The 18,156-nt window shown below is 71.3% G+C and carries 16 protein-coding genes and 1 pseudogene; 1 reads left to right on the plus strand and 16 read right to left on the minus strand.

The window, feature by feature from the left end; genetic code table 11:
* Positions 1-271 precede the first annotated feature (271 nt).
* The 14 genes and pseudogenes from terL to CTJ15_RS05960 form a co-directional block, all read right to left on the minus strand.
* Positions 272-1,759 carry a phage terminase large subunit gene (gene terL, locus CTJ15_RS05895; RefSeq protein WP_099781327.1) on the minus strand — a complete coding sequence of 496 codons (1,488 nt, stop codon included), beginning with the start codon at positions 1,757-1,759 and terminating at the stop codon, positions 272-274.
* A complete protein-coding gene (locus CTJ15_RS05900) occupies positions 1,722-2,036 on the minus strand; it encodes a hypothetical protein (RefSeq protein ID WP_019461474.1) in 315 nt (104 codons plus the stop codon). The genes terL and CTJ15_RS05900 overlap by 38 nt, the downstream gene beginning before the upstream one ends.
* Positions 2,037-2,058: 22 nt before the next feature.
* Positions 2,059-4,410: a glycosyl hydrolase family 28-related protein gene (locus CTJ15_RS05905; protein ID WP_099781328.1), complete on the minus strand. Its 2,352-nt coding sequence runs from the start codon at positions 4,408-4,410 to the stop codon at positions 2,059-2,061.
* Between the two features lie 31 nt (positions 4,411-4,441).
* Complete coding sequence (locus CTJ15_RS05910) at positions 4,442-4,882, minus strand: hypothetical protein (RefSeq protein ID WP_075822575.1); 441 nt, start codon at positions 4,880-4,882, stop codon at positions 4,442-4,444.
* Positions 4,882-6,759, minus strand: coding sequence for a hypothetical protein (locus CTJ15_RS05915; protein WP_075822576.1), 1,878 nt, complete (start codon positions 6,757-6,759; stop codon positions 4,882-4,884). Before CTJ15_RS05915 ends, CTJ15_RS05910 begins: the two co-directional genes overlap by 1 nt.
* Positions 6,760-6,762: 3 nt before the next feature.
* On the minus strand, positions 6,763-7,104 hold the full coding sequence (locus CTJ15_RS05920; protein ID WP_338129614.1) for a hypothetical protein: 342 nt from the start codon (positions 7,102-7,104) through the stop codon (positions 6,763-6,765).
* A 22-nt stretch (positions 7,105-7,126) separates the two neighbouring features.
* Positions 7,127-7,945 (minus strand): IS5 family transposase, encoded by an 819-nt coding sequence (locus tag CTJ15_RS05925; RefSeq protein ID WP_099780839.1) that lies wholly within the window; start codon positions 7,943-7,945, stop codon positions 7,127-7,129.
* Between the two features lie 93 nt (positions 7,946-8,038).
* Positions 8,039-8,248: pseudogene (locus tag CTJ15_RS05930) on the minus strand (hypothetical protein); the annotation flags it as partial.
* A gap of 345 nt (positions 8,249-8,593) precedes the next feature.
* Positions 8,594-9,424, minus strand: coding sequence for a phage capsid protein (locus CTJ15_RS05935; protein ID WP_027297156.1), 831 nt, complete (start codon positions 9,422-9,424; stop codon positions 8,594-8,596).
* A gap of 391 nt (positions 9,425-9,815) precedes the next feature.
* A complete protein-coding gene (locus CTJ15_RS05940; RefSeq protein ID WP_075822578.1) occupies positions 9,816-10,592 on the minus strand; it encodes a hypothetical protein in 777 nt (258 codons plus the stop codon).
* An 8-nt stretch (positions 10,593-10,600) separates the two neighbouring features.
* Positions 10,601-12,097 (minus strand): portal protein, encoded by a 1,497-nt coding sequence (locus CTJ15_RS05945; RefSeq protein ID WP_099781329.1) that lies wholly within the window; start codon positions 12,095-12,097, stop codon positions 10,601-10,603.
* A gap of 4 nt (positions 12,098-12,101) precedes the next feature.
* Complete coding sequence (locus tag CTJ15_RS05950) at positions 12,102-12,341, minus strand: hypothetical protein (protein WP_019460703.1); 240 nt, start codon at positions 12,339-12,341, stop codon at positions 12,102-12,104.
* 127 nt (positions 12,342-12,468) lie between these two features.
* A complete protein-coding gene (locus tag CTJ15_RS05955) occupies positions 12,469-12,915 on the minus strand; it encodes a hypothetical protein (protein WP_099781330.1) in 447 nt (148 codons plus the stop codon).
* A 98-nt stretch (positions 12,916-13,013) separates the two neighbouring features.
* On the minus strand, positions 13,014-13,454 hold the full coding sequence (locus CTJ15_RS05960; protein ID WP_019460702.1) for a hypothetical protein: 441 nt from the start codon (positions 13,452-13,454) through the stop codon (positions 13,014-13,016).
* 125 nt (positions 13,455-13,579) lie between these two features.
* Here CTJ15_RS05960 and CTJ15_RS05965 point away from each other — a divergent pair, with 125 nt between their 5' ends.
* Positions 13,580-14,227: a helix-turn-helix transcriptional regulator gene (locus CTJ15_RS05965; RefSeq protein ID WP_019460701.1), complete on the plus strand. Its 648-nt coding sequence runs from the start codon at positions 13,580-13,582 to the stop codon at positions 14,225-14,227.
* A gap of 84 nt (positions 14,228-14,311) precedes the next feature.
* Here CTJ15_RS05965 and CTJ15_RS05970 read toward each other — a convergent pair whose 3' ends face one another.
* Both CTJ15_RS05970 and CTJ15_RS05975 read right to left on the minus strand, forming a co-directional pair.
* Positions 14,312-16,267 carry a lysylphosphatidylglycerol synthase domain-containing protein gene (locus tag CTJ15_RS05970; protein WP_019460700.1) on the minus strand — a complete coding sequence of 652 codons (1,956 nt, stop codon included), beginning with the start codon at positions 16,265-16,267 and terminating at the stop codon, positions 14,312-14,314.
* Positions 16,264-17,913 (minus strand): lysine--tRNA ligase, encoded by a 1,650-nt coding sequence (locus tag CTJ15_RS05975; protein ID WP_075822616.1) that lies wholly within the window; start codon positions 17,911-17,913, stop codon positions 16,264-16,266. Before CTJ15_RS05975 ends, CTJ15_RS05970 begins: the two co-directional genes overlap by 4 nt.
* Between the last annotated feature and the right edge of the window lie 243 nt (positions 17,914-18,156).

Raw genomic sequence — 18,156 nt, forward strand, 5'->3', positions numbered from 1 at the left:
CAGGACGCGTGCGGGCCGGGCTGTGCGGCGGACACGCGGCGTCTGTCCATGGTCCGGCCATGGGGGTCCTTTCGGGCTGGGAGAGGGCGCGCGGGCGAGGCCGGCCACCCAGGGGGGGGGCCGGTCCAGGATCGCGCCGGGGGAAGTAAGGGGCGGAAGTGCGGTGCAAGCCGCCGGAACGTGCGGTCGCGGACACCCCGGAGCAGGTGAGGCGCGCGAGACGCAGGAATGGCGTTGATGCGGCGAGGTTAAGAAGAAATTATTCCTATCGTCAAGCGGAATTTCCGTGCCAGCCACGCCCACGCGGCACGGCGGCCTGGCCCGGCATCCGCACCGGCTCGGCCAGCAGGCAGCCGGCCACGGCATCCAGCGCGTCGTCGCGCTGGTTCGCCAGCTCGGGCCTCCAGCCCGCCATCTCCGCCGGGAAGCCGGTGCGGAAGACGCTGTCATGCGCGTGCAGCCGGCGGGCGGCCAGGGCCGGGTCCAGGGCACCCAGGATGCGTTCCCGCTTGGGGCGGGAATTCGACTGCTCCACCACCGTGCAGGCGGCGCCGGCACGGGCCATCTCCCGCCGCAGCAGGGCGGGCAGGAAGCGGCCGATGCCGTTGGTCTCCACCCGCACCACGGGCAGCAGGAGATCCCGCGCCAGGGCGGCGACGCGGGCGCATTGCTGCGTGGCGGGATCGGGCTGCGCGCCGGGCTCGTGCGTCAGATAGGCCAGGCGGTGCAGGTACTGGTTGCCCTCCGCATCGGCGTAGAGCGCGGCGAGCACGCTGGCATCGCCGCTGCCGGGGCGGCCATAGGCGGGGTCCCAGTAGCCGCCGCCGGAGACGAGGCGGCGGCCGAGCAGCGACAGGACGGGGCGCCCGCCGCTCTCGGCATAGACCGTCTCCTCGCCGTAGCGGACCAGCAGCGCGGGGTCGAGCCGCGCCGCCGCGTCCTCGGTGGCTTCCAGCATCATCTGGCGCGCGAAGTGCAGCGGCCCGACGCGTTCGCGCAGCGCCGCCACGGCCGCCATGCCGAAGCGTTCCGGCCAGGCGGAGCGGCCTGCCGCGTCCAGCAGCGGCAGGCGCAGGCGGTGGTAGCCGCGCAGGAAGGCGCGCTCATCACCCGGAGGAAGGTAGAGCGTTTCCGCGCAATGCGGCGTGCCGACATAGAGGATCGTGCCGCCGGGGGTCAGCACGAACTCCGTCTCCGCGAGCCGTTCCCGCAGCTCGGCACGCCGGGCGGGCGTATCGCAGTTGCCGGCGACCTCGACATCGTCGCAGACGATCACGTCGGCACGGGAGCCGGTGATGTTGCCCAGGATGCCCGCCGCCAGCATCGAGGGATCGCGCAGCGCGCCCTCGCGCCGCACGGTGAAGCGGTCGGCGGCCCATTCGCCCGGGCCGTCCGGCAGCAGATGCGCGCAGAGCGGGTGCCGCGTCAGGATACGGCGGACATTGGCCACCATGCGCGTGGCCAATGCCGCATCCGCCGCCAGGACCAGGATGCGCGCCTGCGGGTCGCGCAGCAGGGTCCAGGCGCACCAGAGCCCGACCAGCGTGGACTTGCCGCAGCCGCGGAAGGCCATCAGCAGCAGCCGCCCGTCGCCATCCCTGCGCCGCGCGTCGAACCAGCGCGCGATGCGGCGGTGGATGCCCGGCGTGGCCTGGCCGAGCCGGGCGTTCCAGACCCAGGCGAATTCCAGGAAGTCCGGCCCGGGGGCATGTCCGGGTGGTTCAGGCGCTCTCGTCGCCCGTGTCTTGGCCGTCGTCATCCTCTCCTTCCGCCGCGATCTCGGCGCGGGCCTGGGTGAGCAGGGTCTGGACGTCCTCCCCCGCCGATGCCGTGGCGAGGCTGGCGCGGGCCAGCTTCAGCAGATGCTCCAGATGGGCGAGGGCGGTCTTCGCGGCGGCATGGTGCGCGGCGAAGCCCTTCGGGTCCTCGTGCGCGCCCGGCATGGGCTCGCGCGCAACGAAGGCACCGTAATCCGCGACCACGCGGCGGATCGCCGCGTGGAGTTCCTCCGGCGGGAGGATGCCGTCGCTGCTCATGGCGATGTCCGGCCCGGCATGCTCATACCCGTGGCTTGACGGCGCGAAGGTAGAGCGTGCCGGCACCGACCTCGATGGTACCGCCGCTGATGTTCTGCGCCGTCACCCGTACCTGGTTGATGCTAGCCGTGCCGCCGGCACCTGACAGGAAGACCACGCCGCCGGTCTGGAAGCCGGAGGACTTGGCAAAGCTTGCCTGCACGAAATCGCCCTGCCGTACGCCTGGCAGTGTCACATCGCGTGCCGTGGTGGCGCCGGCGGCCAGCGAGGGCACCGTCCACCCCGTATCCGTGACCGTGTATTCCCGCGTGCCCCATTTGCGGCTGCCGCCATAGATCAGCGTCGGCGCGTGGAGCGGCGGGCAGTAGAGGCGCAGCGCCTTCAGCACCGCCGTCTCGTCGCCGCCGCGCACGCCGATGGCGGCGTATTTCGCCGCCGCGTTCAGCGTCACCCGTTGCAGCCGGTTGAGCAGCAGCCCGGAGACGGGGCTGTCGAGATTGACGTTGCCTTCCCAGAAGCGCGAGACGCTGCCCGTGCTGCCGGACCAGACGGCGTTCATGTTGGAGAACAGCACGGGTGCCGTGTCCAGCAGAACGTTCTCGCCGGCGTCGAACTGCATCACCACCGGGCGCAGCGCCGTGCCCTCGGCGGCGATGAAGAATTCCTTGCAGTCGCTGCAATCCACCACGAAGGCCAGCGCGCGGCTGGTCGGCAGGCCGACGCTGTCGGCGTTCAGCGTGAAGCTGCCGAGCCCCGCGAAGGCCAGGCCCGTCAGGGTCTGCGCCGCGTTGTTCGGGTTGCCCGACAGCACCGCCATCTGTTCGAAGCCGGTGCCGCCATCCGTGTCCACCGTCTGGCGGAAGGCGCGCTGCCGCACATTCTCCGCCGCCGCCACGAGGCGGGGCGTCTCGTGCGCCGCCGCGGCCTGGTGCAGCGGGATCGCCGTGCCGCCGGCCCGGGTGGCCGTGCCCGTATAATCCACCGCCGCGCCGGCGAAGCCGTAGGTGCCCGTGTAGCAGACCTCGTAGACGCAGTCGTTCGCCCCGCCCGCATGGCGCGCGACAAAGGGGCTGCACGCTTCCATCCGCACGCCGCGCGCCAGGATGCCGCGCTCGTCGCCCGCCTGGATGAGGAAGGGGATGGCGCTCACCGTGCCGGGGGTGCCCTGGCGCTGCAGCTCGAAGGCCGGGCCGATGAAGAGATGCGCGTTGTGGCGGTTATAGGCTCCCGGCTCGCAGGAGAAGCGGATGCCGTAGCGGTCCAGCGTGGTGTGGGTGCCGCTGGCATTGGCGAAGTGGCCGCCCAGGTAGCGGATGCTGTTGTTCCAGCCGGCGGCGCTGCCGGTATGGATGTCGAGGCCGATGCGGTTGTTCACGAAGCGGCCCAGGTTCAGCGTGCTGTCCTCGAAGCCGGTGGCCTCGCCGCTCGTGCGCGTGCCGATGGTGAAGCCCTCGACCTGCTGGATCTCCACCAGCGAGGCGTCGAGGTTGCGCAGCAGGAGGCCGATATCGGCCTCGTCGCTCCAGTCGGCGATGCTGGCGCGCAGCACGCGCAGCCCGCGATAGACCTTGCTCCGGTTGCGTGCCCCGGCGCCGTCGCCCAGAGTGAGCGCCACCTGCCCGGCGGGGCCGTCATAGAGGATGGCGCCGCGCATGGTCAGGCCCGGCGAGCCGCCCGGCAGCACCAGCGGGATGGTGGTGCGGAAGCTGCCCTCGCCGATCACCAGCTGCTTGCCGCCCATCGCCGCCGCGTTCATCGCCGCCTGCAGGGCCGCGCCGTCATCGGTCACGCCGTCGCCCGTCGCGCCGAAATCCCGCGCGGAAAGCCGCTCCGCCAGCTTGTCCTCCACCGAGCGCGGGATGCCGCCGGGAAAGGGGGCGGAAAGCGTCGCGTCCTCGCGCGAGAAGATCGCGAGGTCGCCCACCGCGTCGAAGCCCAGCACGCGGTTGGCGCGGGCGGTCTTCAGCGGCAGATGCAGCCGGGCCGCCGCCTCGCCGGGGTCGAGGCGGATGGCGTTGGCGACATCCCCGGAAACCTCCTGCAAGGCGGCCGTCTGGCGGTCCAGCTCGTCATCCAGCGTATAGGCGCGCAGCAGGCCATTCGGCTGGAAGTCGGTGACGCGCGCAATGGTCAGGCGCCGGCGCAGCAGCACCTGCGCGCCCTCGCCGGGCGGCGTGGCGAAGGTGACGGTGCCGCCGGAACTGCCATCTGCCCCGTCCACCACATAGCCCGAGGGGACCAGCAGCCCGTCGATCCGCACTTCCAGATCGGAGGTGTCGAAGATGGGGAAGGGATAGACGAAGACGTTCTGGCCCGCGGCGGCCATGTAGTGCACGCGCGGCGCGACGTCGCCGATGCGGATATGCTCGGCCATGATGCTCTCCTGAAGGAATGGGGGCCGGGGTTCAGCCGAGCAGGCTCTTCGCCGCGCCGGCGAAGCTGGAGCCCGCGCGCAGCCAGGTCGTCAGCGAGCCGTCGTTGTTCAGCAGGCTGCGCCGCCCGGCGGCGAGGCGCGCGTTGCGGACCGCGTCGTCCTCGGCGATGTCCTGCGCCGAATCCTTCTGCAGCCCCGCGGCCACAGCCGCCGCCGAGCCGTCGTTCGGATCGAGGCCGGAGGCGGCGCTGCGGGCACGGATGGAGGCCAGGGTGCCGGCGAGCTGGTCCTGCCGCGCCCGCGTGTCCTGCTGCTGCTGCGCGGCGGCGAGCTGCGACTGTGCCGCCGCCTGCTGCTGGATCTGCCGGTTCTGCGCCTTGACCTGGGCGCTCTGCGCCTGCGCCTGGTGGACGGTGGAGTAGATCGAGAGGCCGGTTCCCACCAGCCCCGCCACGGGTGCGAGCTGCGACATCAGTCGGTGGTCCTCGTGTTGGTCGTGACGGAAAGCAGGGTGAAGGGCAGTGGCTCGTCGGACTCGATGCGCCAGAGCGGCCGCAGCGCGTCCTTGCGCCAGCCCAGGGCGCGCAGCGTGACGTCGCCGGTGAAGGCGGGCGGTGGCGCGTCCAGCAGTGCCGTGTCCAGTCGCCGCAGCGGCACCGGCTGCGCGCCGCGCCCGAGATCCACCGCCAGCGCCTTGCTTTCCAGCAGGCGGAAGGTGACGCTCACCAGCCGCTGCGGCGCGCCGGCGATGCCGGGCGCGTTCAGCGCCTCCACCGGCATCGGCACCAGCCGGTGCGTGAAGGGCAGGCCCATCTCCACGGTGCCGGTTGCTTCCGGCAGGGTGACGGCGCCGCGCAGCACCGTGAAGCGCCCGGCCGGTGCACCGGAGGCGACCACGCTGACGTCGCGGCCTTCCAGATGCTCCAGCCCGTGCCAGGCGGTTCGCACCGTGTCGCTCGCGCCGGTCAGCGCCGCATCGGTGCAGAGCGCGTCGTCGAAGCGCTCCAGCCGCAGCGTGCCGCCGCGCTCCACCGCGAACCAGACCGCGCCCTCGAGCTCGGCCACGGCGCGGAAGGCGCCGTCGGTCTCCTGCCGGGTCCAGGCGGTGATCTCCTCGGCGCGGTACAGCGTCAGCGTCGCCAGGCTGCCGTCGCCCATCACCACATGGAACAGCCGCCGCCGCTGGTCATAGGCGGTGTCCAGCGGGTCCTGGACCAGGTGGTGCGCGGTCAGCGCCAGGTCCCCGGCCTGATAGGCATCCTCCACGGTGGTGTAGGCGAACTCGTAGATCGCCGTGCCGGAGCGCCCGGCGAAGAGCGTGCTGCCATCCACGTCGATCGGCGGGATCATCCGCCCGGTGACGGAGCCCACCCGCGTCTGCCGCAGGATCTGGATCGAGGCCGGGGTGAGGGGCGCGCCCGTCACCATCCACTCGCCGCCCGAGGTGAAGACCTGCAGGTGCCGTCCCGGGAAGACGGCGCGAATCGCGTTCACCTGGTCGGAAAGCAGGCCGAACTCGATCGCCTCGTCATCCAGCCCGGTGCCCAGGTCGAAGTTCCCGAGATCCCCGGACTGCGACATCCAGAGCCGGTTCGGCAGGTCGCGCGACCCGCCTAGCACCAGCCGGTCCTGATGGAAGCAGGCGGAAACCGGCCAGCCATGCGCGCCGAAGGCGGATTCGTCCCAGTCCGCTGTGGCATCGGTGGTGGTGAGCCGGTCCTCGACATCCGCCACCACGTGCCGCGCATCCGTCACCGACCGGATGCGCAGGCGCCTGCCGGCGATGCGGAGCTGCTTGCCAAGATGCGCCGCCACGAAGAGCGCCGCGCTGGCGGCGACGGTCACCTGTCCTTCCAACGCGCTCGCCTGCAGCGTCACCGCCTCCGGCGCGAAGCGGTGATAGGGCATCCAGGTGAAGTTGAACTCCGCCACCGTCCATTCGGTGTGGCTGGTGCGGGTGATGCGCTGCGTCACCATCTCGGGATGCAGCAGCAGCAGCGTGTCCGCGCTTTGCGTCCAGGCGAGCTGCGGCAGCATGGCGGCGGTCCAGGGACCGCTGGCGGAAGCCACCTGCTCGTCCCCCAGGAAGACCAGCATCCGTCCGTCCAGGAAGACCAGCAGGTAGGTCTGCTCCGTGTTGAACTCGAAGCCCACCAGCCGCGCCGCGCCGGGCAGCATGGCCACATGGCGCAGACCTGGCCGGCGGGTCACCCCGCCGGTCGGTTGCAGGATCAGGTTGCGGAGCATGCGGGCCCCGTTGTCGAAGGCCCGCGTGTCGCCGCGCCCCAGCATCTCGGGCGCGAGTTCGCCCGCGGTGAAGGATGTCTTGGCGCGTCGGCTGTCCGGCATGGCTCAGCCCCGCACGCTGATCAGGGGGAAGTCCTCGATCGCCCGCGGCGTCGCCTGCTGGCTGTCGGCCAGCCGGGCATCGCGGAAGTCGCTCCCGGCCAGGCGCTGCAGCAGCTCGGCGCGGGAGGTGCTTTCCGTCAGCGGGATGCAGAATTCCGCCGCCAGGCGCGACACCAGCGCCTGGGCGAAATGCGGCGGGAAAAGCGCCTCCTCCGGCCTGAAGATATAGGTCAGCGTCACGCTCGGCGCGTCGGCGTGCAGGCGGCGCTCCATCAGCCGGTATTCCAGCCCGCGCCCGCGCCGGCCGCTGCCGGCGGAAAGCACGCGCAGGCAGCGCGGCGGCAACTGGAAGGCGTAAGACCCCGTTTCATAACGGCTGAGCCAGACGCCGGACGAGGATCATGGCGGCGGCGAGGGTGAAGAAGGCGACGGCGGAACCGACGGTGGCCTCGTGATCGCGAGCGAGGCGTCGGCAGCGGCCGAACCAAGCGAAGGACCTCTCCACCACCCAGCGCCTGGGTTGCACGGCGAAGCCTTTCTGGCCGGGTGCGCTGCCGATGATGGTAACGGCGACGGGGGAGGCTCGGGCGACCCGCGGACCGGCGTAGGCGCGGTCGGCGAAGCAGCGGGCCAGGAACGGCCAAGGGCGGCGCGACATGGCCAGGAGGGCCGCACCCCCTCGGCTGTCATGCAGGCAGGCGGGCGAGATGGCGGCGAGCAGGAGCCTACCGTCCGTGTCCACCAGGGCGTGGCGCTTGCGGCCCGTCACCTTCTTCCCGGCATCGTAGCCGCGGACACCTTTCACGCCGACACCGCCCGAGCGGACGGATTGGGCGTCCAACACCGCCGCTGTCGGTGAGGCCTCTCGGCCGACCCGCTCGCGGTCGGCCATGATGAGGGCGTGCGCCAGTCGCTCGAAGGTGCCCCGGCGCGAGAGGCGCAGGAACCAACGGTGCACGGTCCCGGGCGGCGGGAAGTCGCGGGGCAGATGCGCCCAGGCGCAGCCGGTACGGAGCACGTAGAGGATCGCATCGACCACCCGCCGCATCGGCCAGGACCGGGGTCGTCCGGTCTTTGCAGGGCTTGGCAAGAAGGGCTCGACCAGGGCCCACTCGGCATCGGTTAGGCACGTTGCATAAGGCTGGGAGCCGCGCGCAAGCTGCGCGCGGGCGGCAGGGGTCCACATGGGCCACCTCGAAGGACGTCAGACACCCTCCGAACGCGCAGAACTCCCGCCGCTCACCCCGCCTCAGCCGTTATGAAACGGGTTCTAAGTCATGTCCGCCACCGGCACGTCCAGCAGACGGGGCAGCACCATCTGCCCGGTGGCGAAGGACCAGGGGTGTGCCGCGAGCAGCGCGTCGCGCGCCGCCGGATAGAGGCTGGCGGCGACCTCTGCCTCGGCCGTGCCTTCCCCGAAGGAAGCAATCGGCTGTGCCCCGATGCGGAGCAGGGCGCGCGAGCAGAGAACGAGGGCGGAAAGCGCCATCGACAGAAATCCTGAGAAGGGGAGGGTGGGGTGGGATGGGCCGGACGGAGCCACTCCGGGGCGCGATCGGCGGAACATTCCGTCGTCCATTTGATCACGAATCGCTGATCCGTGAGGGATCTGGCGCAACCGCCGGTGGTTCCCGGGGTTCGTGCGTCACCACGCCGGAGGATGGCCGGAAGCCGCCCCCCGGCACGATGCGCGGCGGCCCCCCGGGGGGAAGGGAGGCCGGAAGCCGTCCCTTGCCCTGTCCGGCGGTGGCCGCTGCGCCCTGTGGCGGGCCTCAGCCCGCCCCGCGCCGCGTCCCGGGCCGGCTGGAGCAGGAGCCGGCCGGGATCGCGGCCCTCACTCCGCCGCGCGCATCCGCACCACGCCGGTCGGGTCGATCAGCACGGCGCCCTGGCTCATCATGTTGTTGACGAAATGCGCCGCGCGGTCGCCATGCCAGGTGATGTCGGTGGTGACCTCCTGCGCCACCGCATGGCCCACTGCGGTGCGGTGGTAGAAGAAGCAGTTCCGCACCGCCCCATCCAGCGTCAGGCCGGAATGCGGCAGCCAGGTCGCGCCCAGCCACTTCTTGGCCTGGGTGCCCTTCCACGGCAGGTCGGCCTCGCCGATGTAGCTGGAGCTGGCGAATTCCTCGATCTGCAGCAGCTGCGACCACTGCTTCCAGCCGACCACGGCATAGCGCTGGCCGTCATCGGGCACATCCGCCGCGCCCAGCATCTCGAAGGCGCGCAGCACCTTGGCGAGGGTCAACCCGTCCGCGTCCGTCAGCCCCGTCCCGGTGCCCGAGGCGGTCTGCGCCGCGGTGTCCAGGGCGGCGATGATCAGCTCGTCCGTCTTGCGGCCCAGCGCATAGGCGCCGGCATGGGCCACCACCGTCTGCTCGTCGAAGGAAAGCTTGACCTCGTCCAGCCGGTCGATCCACTCGCCGGCATAGTAGTCCTGCAGGAAGCACTCGACCGTCGCATGGTCGAGGTTCATCAGCGGCACTTGGCCAGCGCGGGACTTGGCCGCGGCCGTGCCCTTGCCGACGCGGGGGAAGACCGTGGAGGCACCGCGCACCCCGGTCTTGGAGCGCACGGTCGGGCGCAGCTTGCTGCCCTGGCGCTGGTAGGCCTCGTGCACCTCGGCCTCGAACTGCTTCACGAAAGCGGCATCGATCTGACCCACGCATCTTCTCCGTGCGGGAAGGTTGAGAGGAAACGCCAAAAGCCCGGTTCCCCCCTGCTGGGGGCCGGGTCTCGCGGCATGAACGGCAGACGCCCGGCGCCGCTTCGGGCCCAGGGTTGTTCCTGGGGCGCGACGCGAGCCGGGTTGGGCCTGCCGGAAAGGATCGGAAAGAGGACAGGGGCGGGTGGCGCCGAGGGGGATAGTGGCGTCACCCGCCCCTGTGGTGCCGGGCCATCCCATTGGGGGGAGGGGATGGTTCCGGCGCAGCGGGGTTTCCGGCCTTCCCGAGGGGGGAAGTGGAGGAAGGACCAGGACCGACCCCGCCGCAGTGGGTCAACCGGCTAACGCGACTCCACCACGCCGGTTGACCTCCTGTCAGTATCTGCGTGCATCAACCGCCCGTGAGGCGCCGGAAGCCCTCCGTGACGCGGCGCACGAACTCCGGCTCGCGGGAGCGCCAATAGCGCGGGTCGCGCATCATCCGGCGCAGCCCGGCCTCGTCCATCCCCTCCGGTGCCTCGGCGGAACGGGCCATGGCTGGTTCCCCCTTCCGCATCATGGCGTGCAGGGCCTTCACCCCCTCCGCCGTGGTGGAAAGCGCCTCGAAGACCTCGGCCGGCAGGTTCGCGCGGCCCCAGGCAGAGATCTGGCGCGAGAGCTGCGCGAAACGTTCCTCTCCGCCGAACTCCTCGCGCAGCCGGTCGAGCTGACGCTGCGCCTCGTACTGCGCCGCGGCCTCCGCGATCACCGGCAGCAGCTTCTCCGCCGCCAGGTCATAGACGAGCTGCGCCTGGTCCTGGGTGAAGCCCGCCGAGTGGAGCCGCGTGTTCACCTCCGGGTCGGAGCAGCACAACGCGTGCCGCTCGGCGATCCGGTAGCCGTCGGGCGCTTCCGGCGCGCCCAGCAGCCGGGCAAAGCGCCGGTGTTCGTCCTCCGGTGCCTCCGGGCCCGGGCGTGCCAGCCGCTGCGACAGCTTCCGCTCCAGCTCGCGATAGGATTTCAGCAGGCTGTCCAGACGGACCCGCCCGGACTCCGCATCCCAGAACTTCTCGGGCACCTCGGACGGCCGGGCGGCGCTTCCGGGCGCCCCCCCGGGAACCGCCGCCGCATCCGGCGTGTCGGCATCCCCGCCCGGCGCCAGGGCCGCATCCAGCAGGCTGTCGGTCATGCGTGTGGTCACTCCTCGATGGCGGCCCTGACGGGGCCGAGGGCGGCACCCGGGTCGGAACCCGGATGCGACGGCAGTGGCGACGGCGCCGTCGCGGCGTTCAGGATCCCGGCCGGCGCTGCGAGGATCTTTGCCAGGTGACGGGCGGCGGCGGGGCGATCCACCTGGGCCGTCGCCTCCGGCCCCAGCGCCGCGACGGCCTGCAGGAAGAGCAGCATGTTCGCCGCATCCGAACGGCCCTGGAGCCGCGCCAGCGGGGACTGGTAGCTCAGGCTCGCCTCGTGCCCGTCCAGCAGGATCGGCGGCACCTCGCCGCGCCGCCGCAGGATGGACAGGCAGCGGGCGATCAGAGGCGTCAGCAGCTCCGCCTGCAGGCGTCCGTAGGTGGCGCCCAGCAGCCGCGCCGCCTGGGCCGATCGCTCCAGCACCTCGGTGGCCGTCATCCGCGCGTCCTGCGGCGGCCCCAAGCGGTCCGCCAGCAGCGCCGAGCGGATGCGTCCCCGCATGTCCGAGAGCACCAGCTGCGACACGTCGAAATTCCCCGGCGCGGCCAGCGGCGTCAGGCCGGAGGAACCGGGCGCCTTGGGGATGATCGCCCCCGGCACCAGCCGCACCGTCGCCGGGTTCAGCACTCCGTCGTCATCCGCCTGCCAGATGCCGGTGGCGGCGATCGAGGCGTTCTTCAGCACCAGCTCCACCACCTTTTTGGCGGTGCGGATGTCCGGCAGCGCCCGCATCACCGGCCCGCGGCCATAGCTCTCGCCCGGCGCCTTCATCCAGCGGAAGGCGATGAAGGGGCTCCGGGCGAAGCGTCCCCGCGCCAGCATCCGCGCCTGCCCGTCCACCCCGTCCAGCACCGCGGCGAAGCCGTAGCCCGTGCCGTCCGGCCAGACCGCCTCGACCACCCGCAGCCGGCCGTCCGGCTCCCCGGCCCCGGCGGGCGGCAGGTCCGCGCCCGGCCAGCGCGCGGCGACCGCCGCCCGGTCCAGCCGCGCGGCGCGATAGACCGTCTCCAGCCGGCCGGATGGGCCTTCCTCCAGCACGCATTCGCGCAGCGGCACCGCCTGGAAGCGTAGCGCCGAGGCCTCGCCGGGCGCGGCCTCCTCCACCAGCAGCACGCCAGTCCCGGCCACCACCAGGTCGAGAAAGGCCTGGTGCATCTCCAGCGCGAAGGAGGAGCGGTCCAGATGCCCCTGCAGTGTGTCGGCGGCCTGCTCCAGCGCTTCCGCCGCGGCCTGGGCCTCGGCGGCGAGTCCGTCCTGCCCTGTCAGCGCCCGGCCCGGGGCCAGGCCGAACCAGCGCGACCAGGGCGGCGTCAGCTCCGCCAGGAGAGAGGCCGCCAGCTGCTCCACCGCATCCGCCGCGGTGCCGTCGAACAGGGCCGGGCCGCCCGTGCCCGGCACCGTGGCCAGCACATGCTCGTAGCATTCGCGCCAAACCCCTTCCCAGGGGCGTCGCGCCTCCAGGGCACGGGCATGGCGCTGGAGGATCTCCTCGGGCTTCATCCCCTCACTCCCCCAGCAGCGTCTTGCGCGCCGCCGCCGGCAGCGCGGGCAGGGGGGACAGCACGCCCCGCTCCGAAGTGGCGATGGTGCCCGCCAGCCCGCGCCGGCGGCGCTCGGCGCCGTCCTGCCGCGCCTCGGTGGTGGCGGCGTTGGCGGCGCCCGCCGAGGCATCGGCCGCGGCCTGTTGTGGAAGGACGGGGGTGGCGACCACCACCGGCTTCGGCACGCTGAAGAGGCCACCCATGCGTTCGCGCTCTCCTGAAAGATCCCGCCAAAACGAAAGGCCCGCGCCGGAGTCCGGCGCGGGCCTTTGAGCCTGGGTCAGGGAAAAAATTCCTTCGGGCGCAGCTCGCCCGTTGATGACGTGGTGTTTACATGCGGCAGGGTCCCGAAGTCAAGAATATTTTCCCATCAGCATGAAGATTTTTCTGCAACCTGAGGTAGAGTCTATAAGGGGTCAGCGCGAAAGGCGCGTGCGGTCCCAACAGGGCCCTGCGAAGCGAAACGCAGGAAAGGGGTGAAAACCATGGCAGGCCGGGAGCCGGATCGGAAGGTGCGAAGGGACCCAGGACATGGCATCCTGCGCGCCGCCAGAATCCCGGCAGGTCGAAATTCCCGCCGACTTCCAGCCGCGTCACCAGCAGCCGGCCCGACAGCGGATCAATCACCGTCCACCCGGCCCCGTCGCGCAGCGCCGCGAAGCAGTGCCGGAAACCGGGCCGCAGCAGGCGCAGCCAGGCCTGGTCCGCCCGGCCGCCAAAGCCCAGCCAGAGCTCCTGTTCCCCACCGGCCCGGCGATGCGAGAGCCGCCGTGGCACGGCCCCCGGAGGCCCGCCAGGCCCGCCAGGGCTGTCCCCCGTGGCTTCTCCCGGAGGTTGCCGCGGACCTGTTCCGCAGGGTTCGGCCCGCATATGCGTCAGGACCGGGAAAGCTCGTCCAGATGCACCACCTCGCCACCGCCCCCCGGGGAGCCCGCCTCGCCCGCCACGATGCCCTTGACCCGCAGCGGCCATTCCAGCCGCTCCAGGGCTTCCCGCCACAGGCGATGGTCGTGCTTCTCGCGCGCGGAACGCGGGTCCGGCGCCTGCCCCCGTTCCCCCCAGATCCGGAGGATCCTCGCATGCGCCAAGTCGATCCGCCGCTGGCGATAGAGCCTGTCCAGGCACTTCACCACGTCGTCCGGCTCGCAGGGGCGCTGCACCTGCCCGCGCCCGGCCACGATGCGCGCGCCGTCGCGGCGGGCGATCAGCGCCGACATGGTCCAGAACCAGGCCTCCTCGGCATGGCGGAAGGGCTCGGTCTTCGGGACCGAGAAGCGCCTGGGCGGAATGCGGCTATCGGAAACGGCGGTGGTCATCGGGGGCTGTCCTCTCCTTATGGTTGAACTAAATGTGAATATTACCCTCATGACGGGAGCAGTCAACGTTTCCTTAAGAGATATTTCCTATTGCCACCAGAATCCCTGCCTAGGATAATCGCCTCATGCAGCACTACGACATCTGGCGCGCCATCGATGCGCTGGCGGCCGAGAATGGCCTGTCGGCCTCGGGTCTGGCGCGCAAGGCGGGGCTCGACCCCACCGCCTTCAACCCCTCCAAGCGCACCGGGCCGGACGGCCGCGCGCGATGGCCATCGACGGAAAGCGTCGCCAAGGTGCTGGAGGCCACCGGCACCAGCCTGGATGCCTTCGCCAGCCTGGTGAGCGGCACGCCGATGAACTTCCGCTCCGCCGCCGTGCGGCCGGTGCGGCGCATCCCGCTGATCGGCCTCGCCCAGGCCGGCAGCGCCGGCTACTTCGACGATGGCGGCTTCCCCTCCGGTGCCGGATGGGACGAGATCAGCGTGCCGGAGATCCCCGATCCCAATGCCTATGCGCTGGAGATCTCGGGCGATTCCATGGAGCCCGTGTTCCGCGACGGCGACACCATCATCGTCTCGCCCGCCGCCCCGATCCGGCGCGGCGACCGTGTGGTGGTCCGCACCCGGGGCGGGGAGGTCATGGCCAAGGAACTCCTCCGGCAATCCGCCCGGAAGATCGAACTGGCCAGCCTGAACCCGGCGCATCCGAACTACAGCTTCGATCTGGCCGAGATCACCTGGATGCACCGCATCGTCTGGGCCAGCCAGTAGCAGGGCCGGCATGGCCCCCGCATCGCCGGATGCGGCGGTGCGCCGGTCTGCCGGGCACTGCGTCCCGGGTGCCCCCGGGCCGGATCAGACGGTCTCGGCCAGCGCGATGACGCGCTCCGGATCGCGGTCGGCGATGCAGGCGATGCTGCGGCCATCCGGCATGGGAACGACGGTCAGCCCGGCATCCTCGTAGGTCCGCTGCATCCCGGGCCCGATATCGGCGAAGGCCGGCTCCACGCCCGCCGCGTCGCAAAGGTCCCGGAACCGCCAGACCGCCGCGACCCGCGCCTTTTCCTCGCCCTGCGGGTCGCCCAGCCCCAGCCAGAGGTCGGGATAGCGGCGAAAGGCGAAGCCCGCCTTGCCGCCCTCGGCGAAGACCGCCCCCAGCTCCTGCTGCGCCCCCTGGCGCGGTAGCCTCGCCCCCAGCGAGCGCAGCTTCTGCTGGCTCGCCATGTCGTAATCGGCGGGCCGCGCCCGCGCCGGGCGCAGCAGCCGGAACACCGCATAGAGCATCAGCGCGGCGGACACGCCCACGGCGAAGCGCAGCGGCGAAGGCATGGAGGCCGAGAGCACCACCTCCCACCAGGAGGAGGTGCCGACCGGCTCCCGGTAGGCCACGGTCGCCAGGGCCAGGCCGCAGACGATGCCCGCGACCAGCGACAGGATGCGGCTGCCCTTGAGCGGCTCCCCGGTCAGCCGCGCGTCGCGGTAGAAGCTGCGGTTCATGGCGGCGAGCAGCACGAAGACCAGCAGCACCGCCCCGATCACCGGCCAGGGATCGTTGCGCACGAACAGGATCGCAACACCGTTCAGCAACAGGAACAGCCCGGCATAGCAGGCCAGCCGCAGCCGCCGCAGCAGGCCCCAGGACACCGCGATCAGCAGCGTCCCCACCACCGAGGCGGCGAACTGGTTGGCCAGTGCCACCCACTCGCCCAGCCAGTGCGCGATCGCCTCGTTGCCCGCATGCACCGGCAGGGCGCCCACGAAGAGCAGCAGCAGGCCGCACAGCCCGGTCAGCATGGCGAGTGCCGGCGCCTCCAGGGAGTCGGCGATCCTCGCCTCCACCTGGATGCGCGGCAGGCCCTTGGCACGCCGCTGCGCCAGTTCGAAGCCCAGAAACAGCACCCCGGCCACGAAGAGCGGCACGATGTAGTAGTACAGCCGGAACAGCAGCAGCGCGCTCAGTGCCTCCGGCGCCGACATCCAGGGGCTCAGGCTCAGCAGCATGAAGCCGTCGAAGACGCCGAGCCCCCCCGGCACGCTCGCCGCCAGCCCGGCGGTGTAGCCGGCAACGTAGATGCCCATGAACATCAGGAAGGTGAGGGGCGGCGCCCCTGGCATCGGCGCCGGCAGCAGCACGTAGAAGATCATCGCGGTCACCGCGACATCGACGCTGGCCAACGCCACCTGCGCCAGCGCGAGCTTCAGCCCCGGCAGGTCCACCTTGTGCCCGAAGATATGGAAATGCGGCACGAAGCGCGCTAGCACGACATAGGCGCCGACGATCAGCCACATCAGCACCGCCACGAACTGCGCCGCCCAACTCGGGATCAGCTCCCCGTCGCCCACCCAGGGCAGCACCTCGGGATGCGTCATCAGCACGAGGCCGCCGAGCGCGAAGCCGCCCAGCCCGAAAGTCAGGCTGGTGAAGGCGATCACCCGCGCGATCTCCGCCGAGGTGAGACCCCAGGCGGCATAGAAGCGGTAGCGCACCGCCGCCCCCGACACCGCCGCGAAGCCGATGTTGTGCGCCAGCGTATAGGCACAGAAAGCAGCCAGCGCCGTCCGGCTGTAGGAGATCGGCTTGCCCGCATAGACGCTGCCGAGCCGGTCGTAGATGGTCAGCACCGCGAAGGCGAGCAGCGTCCAGCCCAGTGCCAGCCACAGCCTGTGGCCGGAGGTCGCCTCCAGCGCGGTGAGCACGTCCGAGACCTTCAGGTCCCGGAATTCCCGCTGCACGACATAGACCGCCGCGACGAGCAGGACGAGGCCGAAAGCCGTCGCCCCGTGCTTCCTGACGACCGCCGGGATCTTCACGCCCCTGCCTTCTCCCCTTCGGCGGTGTCCGGGGCGGGCCGCGACAGCGCCTCCCCGATCAGCGCGATGGTCTCCGGAATGCCGTAGAGCGCCACGAAGCCGCCGAAGCGCGGCCCCTTCTGCTGCCCCAGCAGCACCTGGTAAAGCGCCTCGAACCAGGCGATCGACACGCCCGGCCGCCCGTCCTTGCCCGTCTGCAGGAAGGGCTCGCGCCGCCCGGCATCATAGACGAGATCCTGGATCGCCGCACCGCGCTCGGCGGCCGGGATGGCCTCCAGCCGCGCCCGGTTCTCGCGCAGCAGCTCCGCCAGAACCTCCAGCGCCTCGCGCTCGCCCGGCGTGGCCGCGCGGTAGCGCTTGGCGGGCTTCACGAAGTCCCGGTAATAGGCCAGCGCATGCTCCACCAGCCGCGCCAGCATGGGCTCGCTTTCCGGCGTCGCCTCGGGCTGGTAGCGGCGCACGAAGCCCCAGAGCATCTCCGGTGTCTCGGCATTCGCCACCACGGCGAGGTTCAGCAGCATGGAGAAGGGGATCGGGCTCCCTCCCATGTTCGGCACCTTGCCGCCCTGGACATGCCAGGCCGGGTTCGCCGGGTCCGCATTCGCGCGCAGCTTGTCCAGATGCGCCAGATAATCATCCGTGGCGCGCGGGATCACGTCGAAATGCAGTCGCTTGGCGCTCTTCGGCGAGTTGTACATGAAGAGCGACAGGGATTCCGGCGGCCCGTATTCCAGCCATTCCTCGATGGTCAGCCCGTTGCCCTTGGACTTGCTGATCTTCTGCCCCCCGGCATCGAGGAACAGCTCATAGGTGAAGCCCACCGGCGGCTCGGCGCCCAGGACGCGGCAGATCTGGGAGGACAGCTTCACACTGTCGATCAGGTCCTTGCCCGACATCTCGTAGTCCACGCCCAGTGCGTACCAGCGCAGCGCCCAGTCGGCCTTCCACTGCGCCTTGCAATGGCCCCCCGTGAGCAGCGTCTCGAACCGCTCTCCCGTCTCCGGGTCGCGCCAGACCAGGGTCCGGTCGGCGGGGCGGACCTCCTCCATCGGCACCTGCATCACCACGCCGGTCTTCGGATGGATCGGCAGGAAGGGCGAATAGGTCGCCCGCCGGTCCGGCCCCAGCGTCGGCAGGATCACCCGGAGCACCGCCTCGTGCTCCTCCGCCATGCGGATCAGCGCGGCGTCGAAGCGGCCGGAGGTGTAGTAGTCGGTGGAGGACGCGAATTCGTACTCGAAGCCGAAGCTGTCGAGAAAGGCGCGCAGCCGGGCGTTGTTGTGCGCCCCGAAACTGTCATGCGTGCCGAAGGGATCGGGAATCCGGGTCAGCGGCCGGCCGAGATACTGCCGCAGCATCTCCCCGTTCGGCACGTTGTCCGGCACCTTGCGCAGCCCGTCCATGTCGTCGCTGAAGGCGAGCAGGCGGGACGGCAGGCTGGTCATCGCCTCGAAGGCGCGCCGCACCCAGGTGGTGCGCGCCACCTCGCCGAAGGTCCCGATATGCGGCAGGCCCGAGGGGCCGTAGCCCGTTTCGAACAGCGCCGAGCCTTTGCCGGAGGCCGCCAGGCGGTCGGCGACCTTCGCCGCCTCCTCGAAGGGCCAGGCGCGGGTGCCGCGGAGGTTGGGGTCGGAGCTGTGTGACATGGCGGGACGCTGATACCGGCGAAGGAACGGTCAAAGGAAGCCCCCAGGGACAGCCTGGAGCTCGGCCCCCCACGAAGGTTACCCCGGGTTTAGGCGTCAAGGCCCGCTCCGCCTAGTGTCCCGCCCATGAACTCCGCCGCAGCGGCGGCCTGCCTGGACCGGCGGGCCGCCGGAAACGCTGGCCGCGCCCCGATCCCGGAACCGTGGCGCCAGGACATCGCCGCGTGGCAGCCTGCCCCGGAA

The sequence above is a fragment of the Roseomonas sp. FDAARGOS_362 genome (genome assembly GCF_002754815.1).
GTDB lineage: Bacteria > Pseudomonadota > Alphaproteobacteria > Acetobacterales > Acetobacteraceae > Roseomonas > Roseomonas mucosa.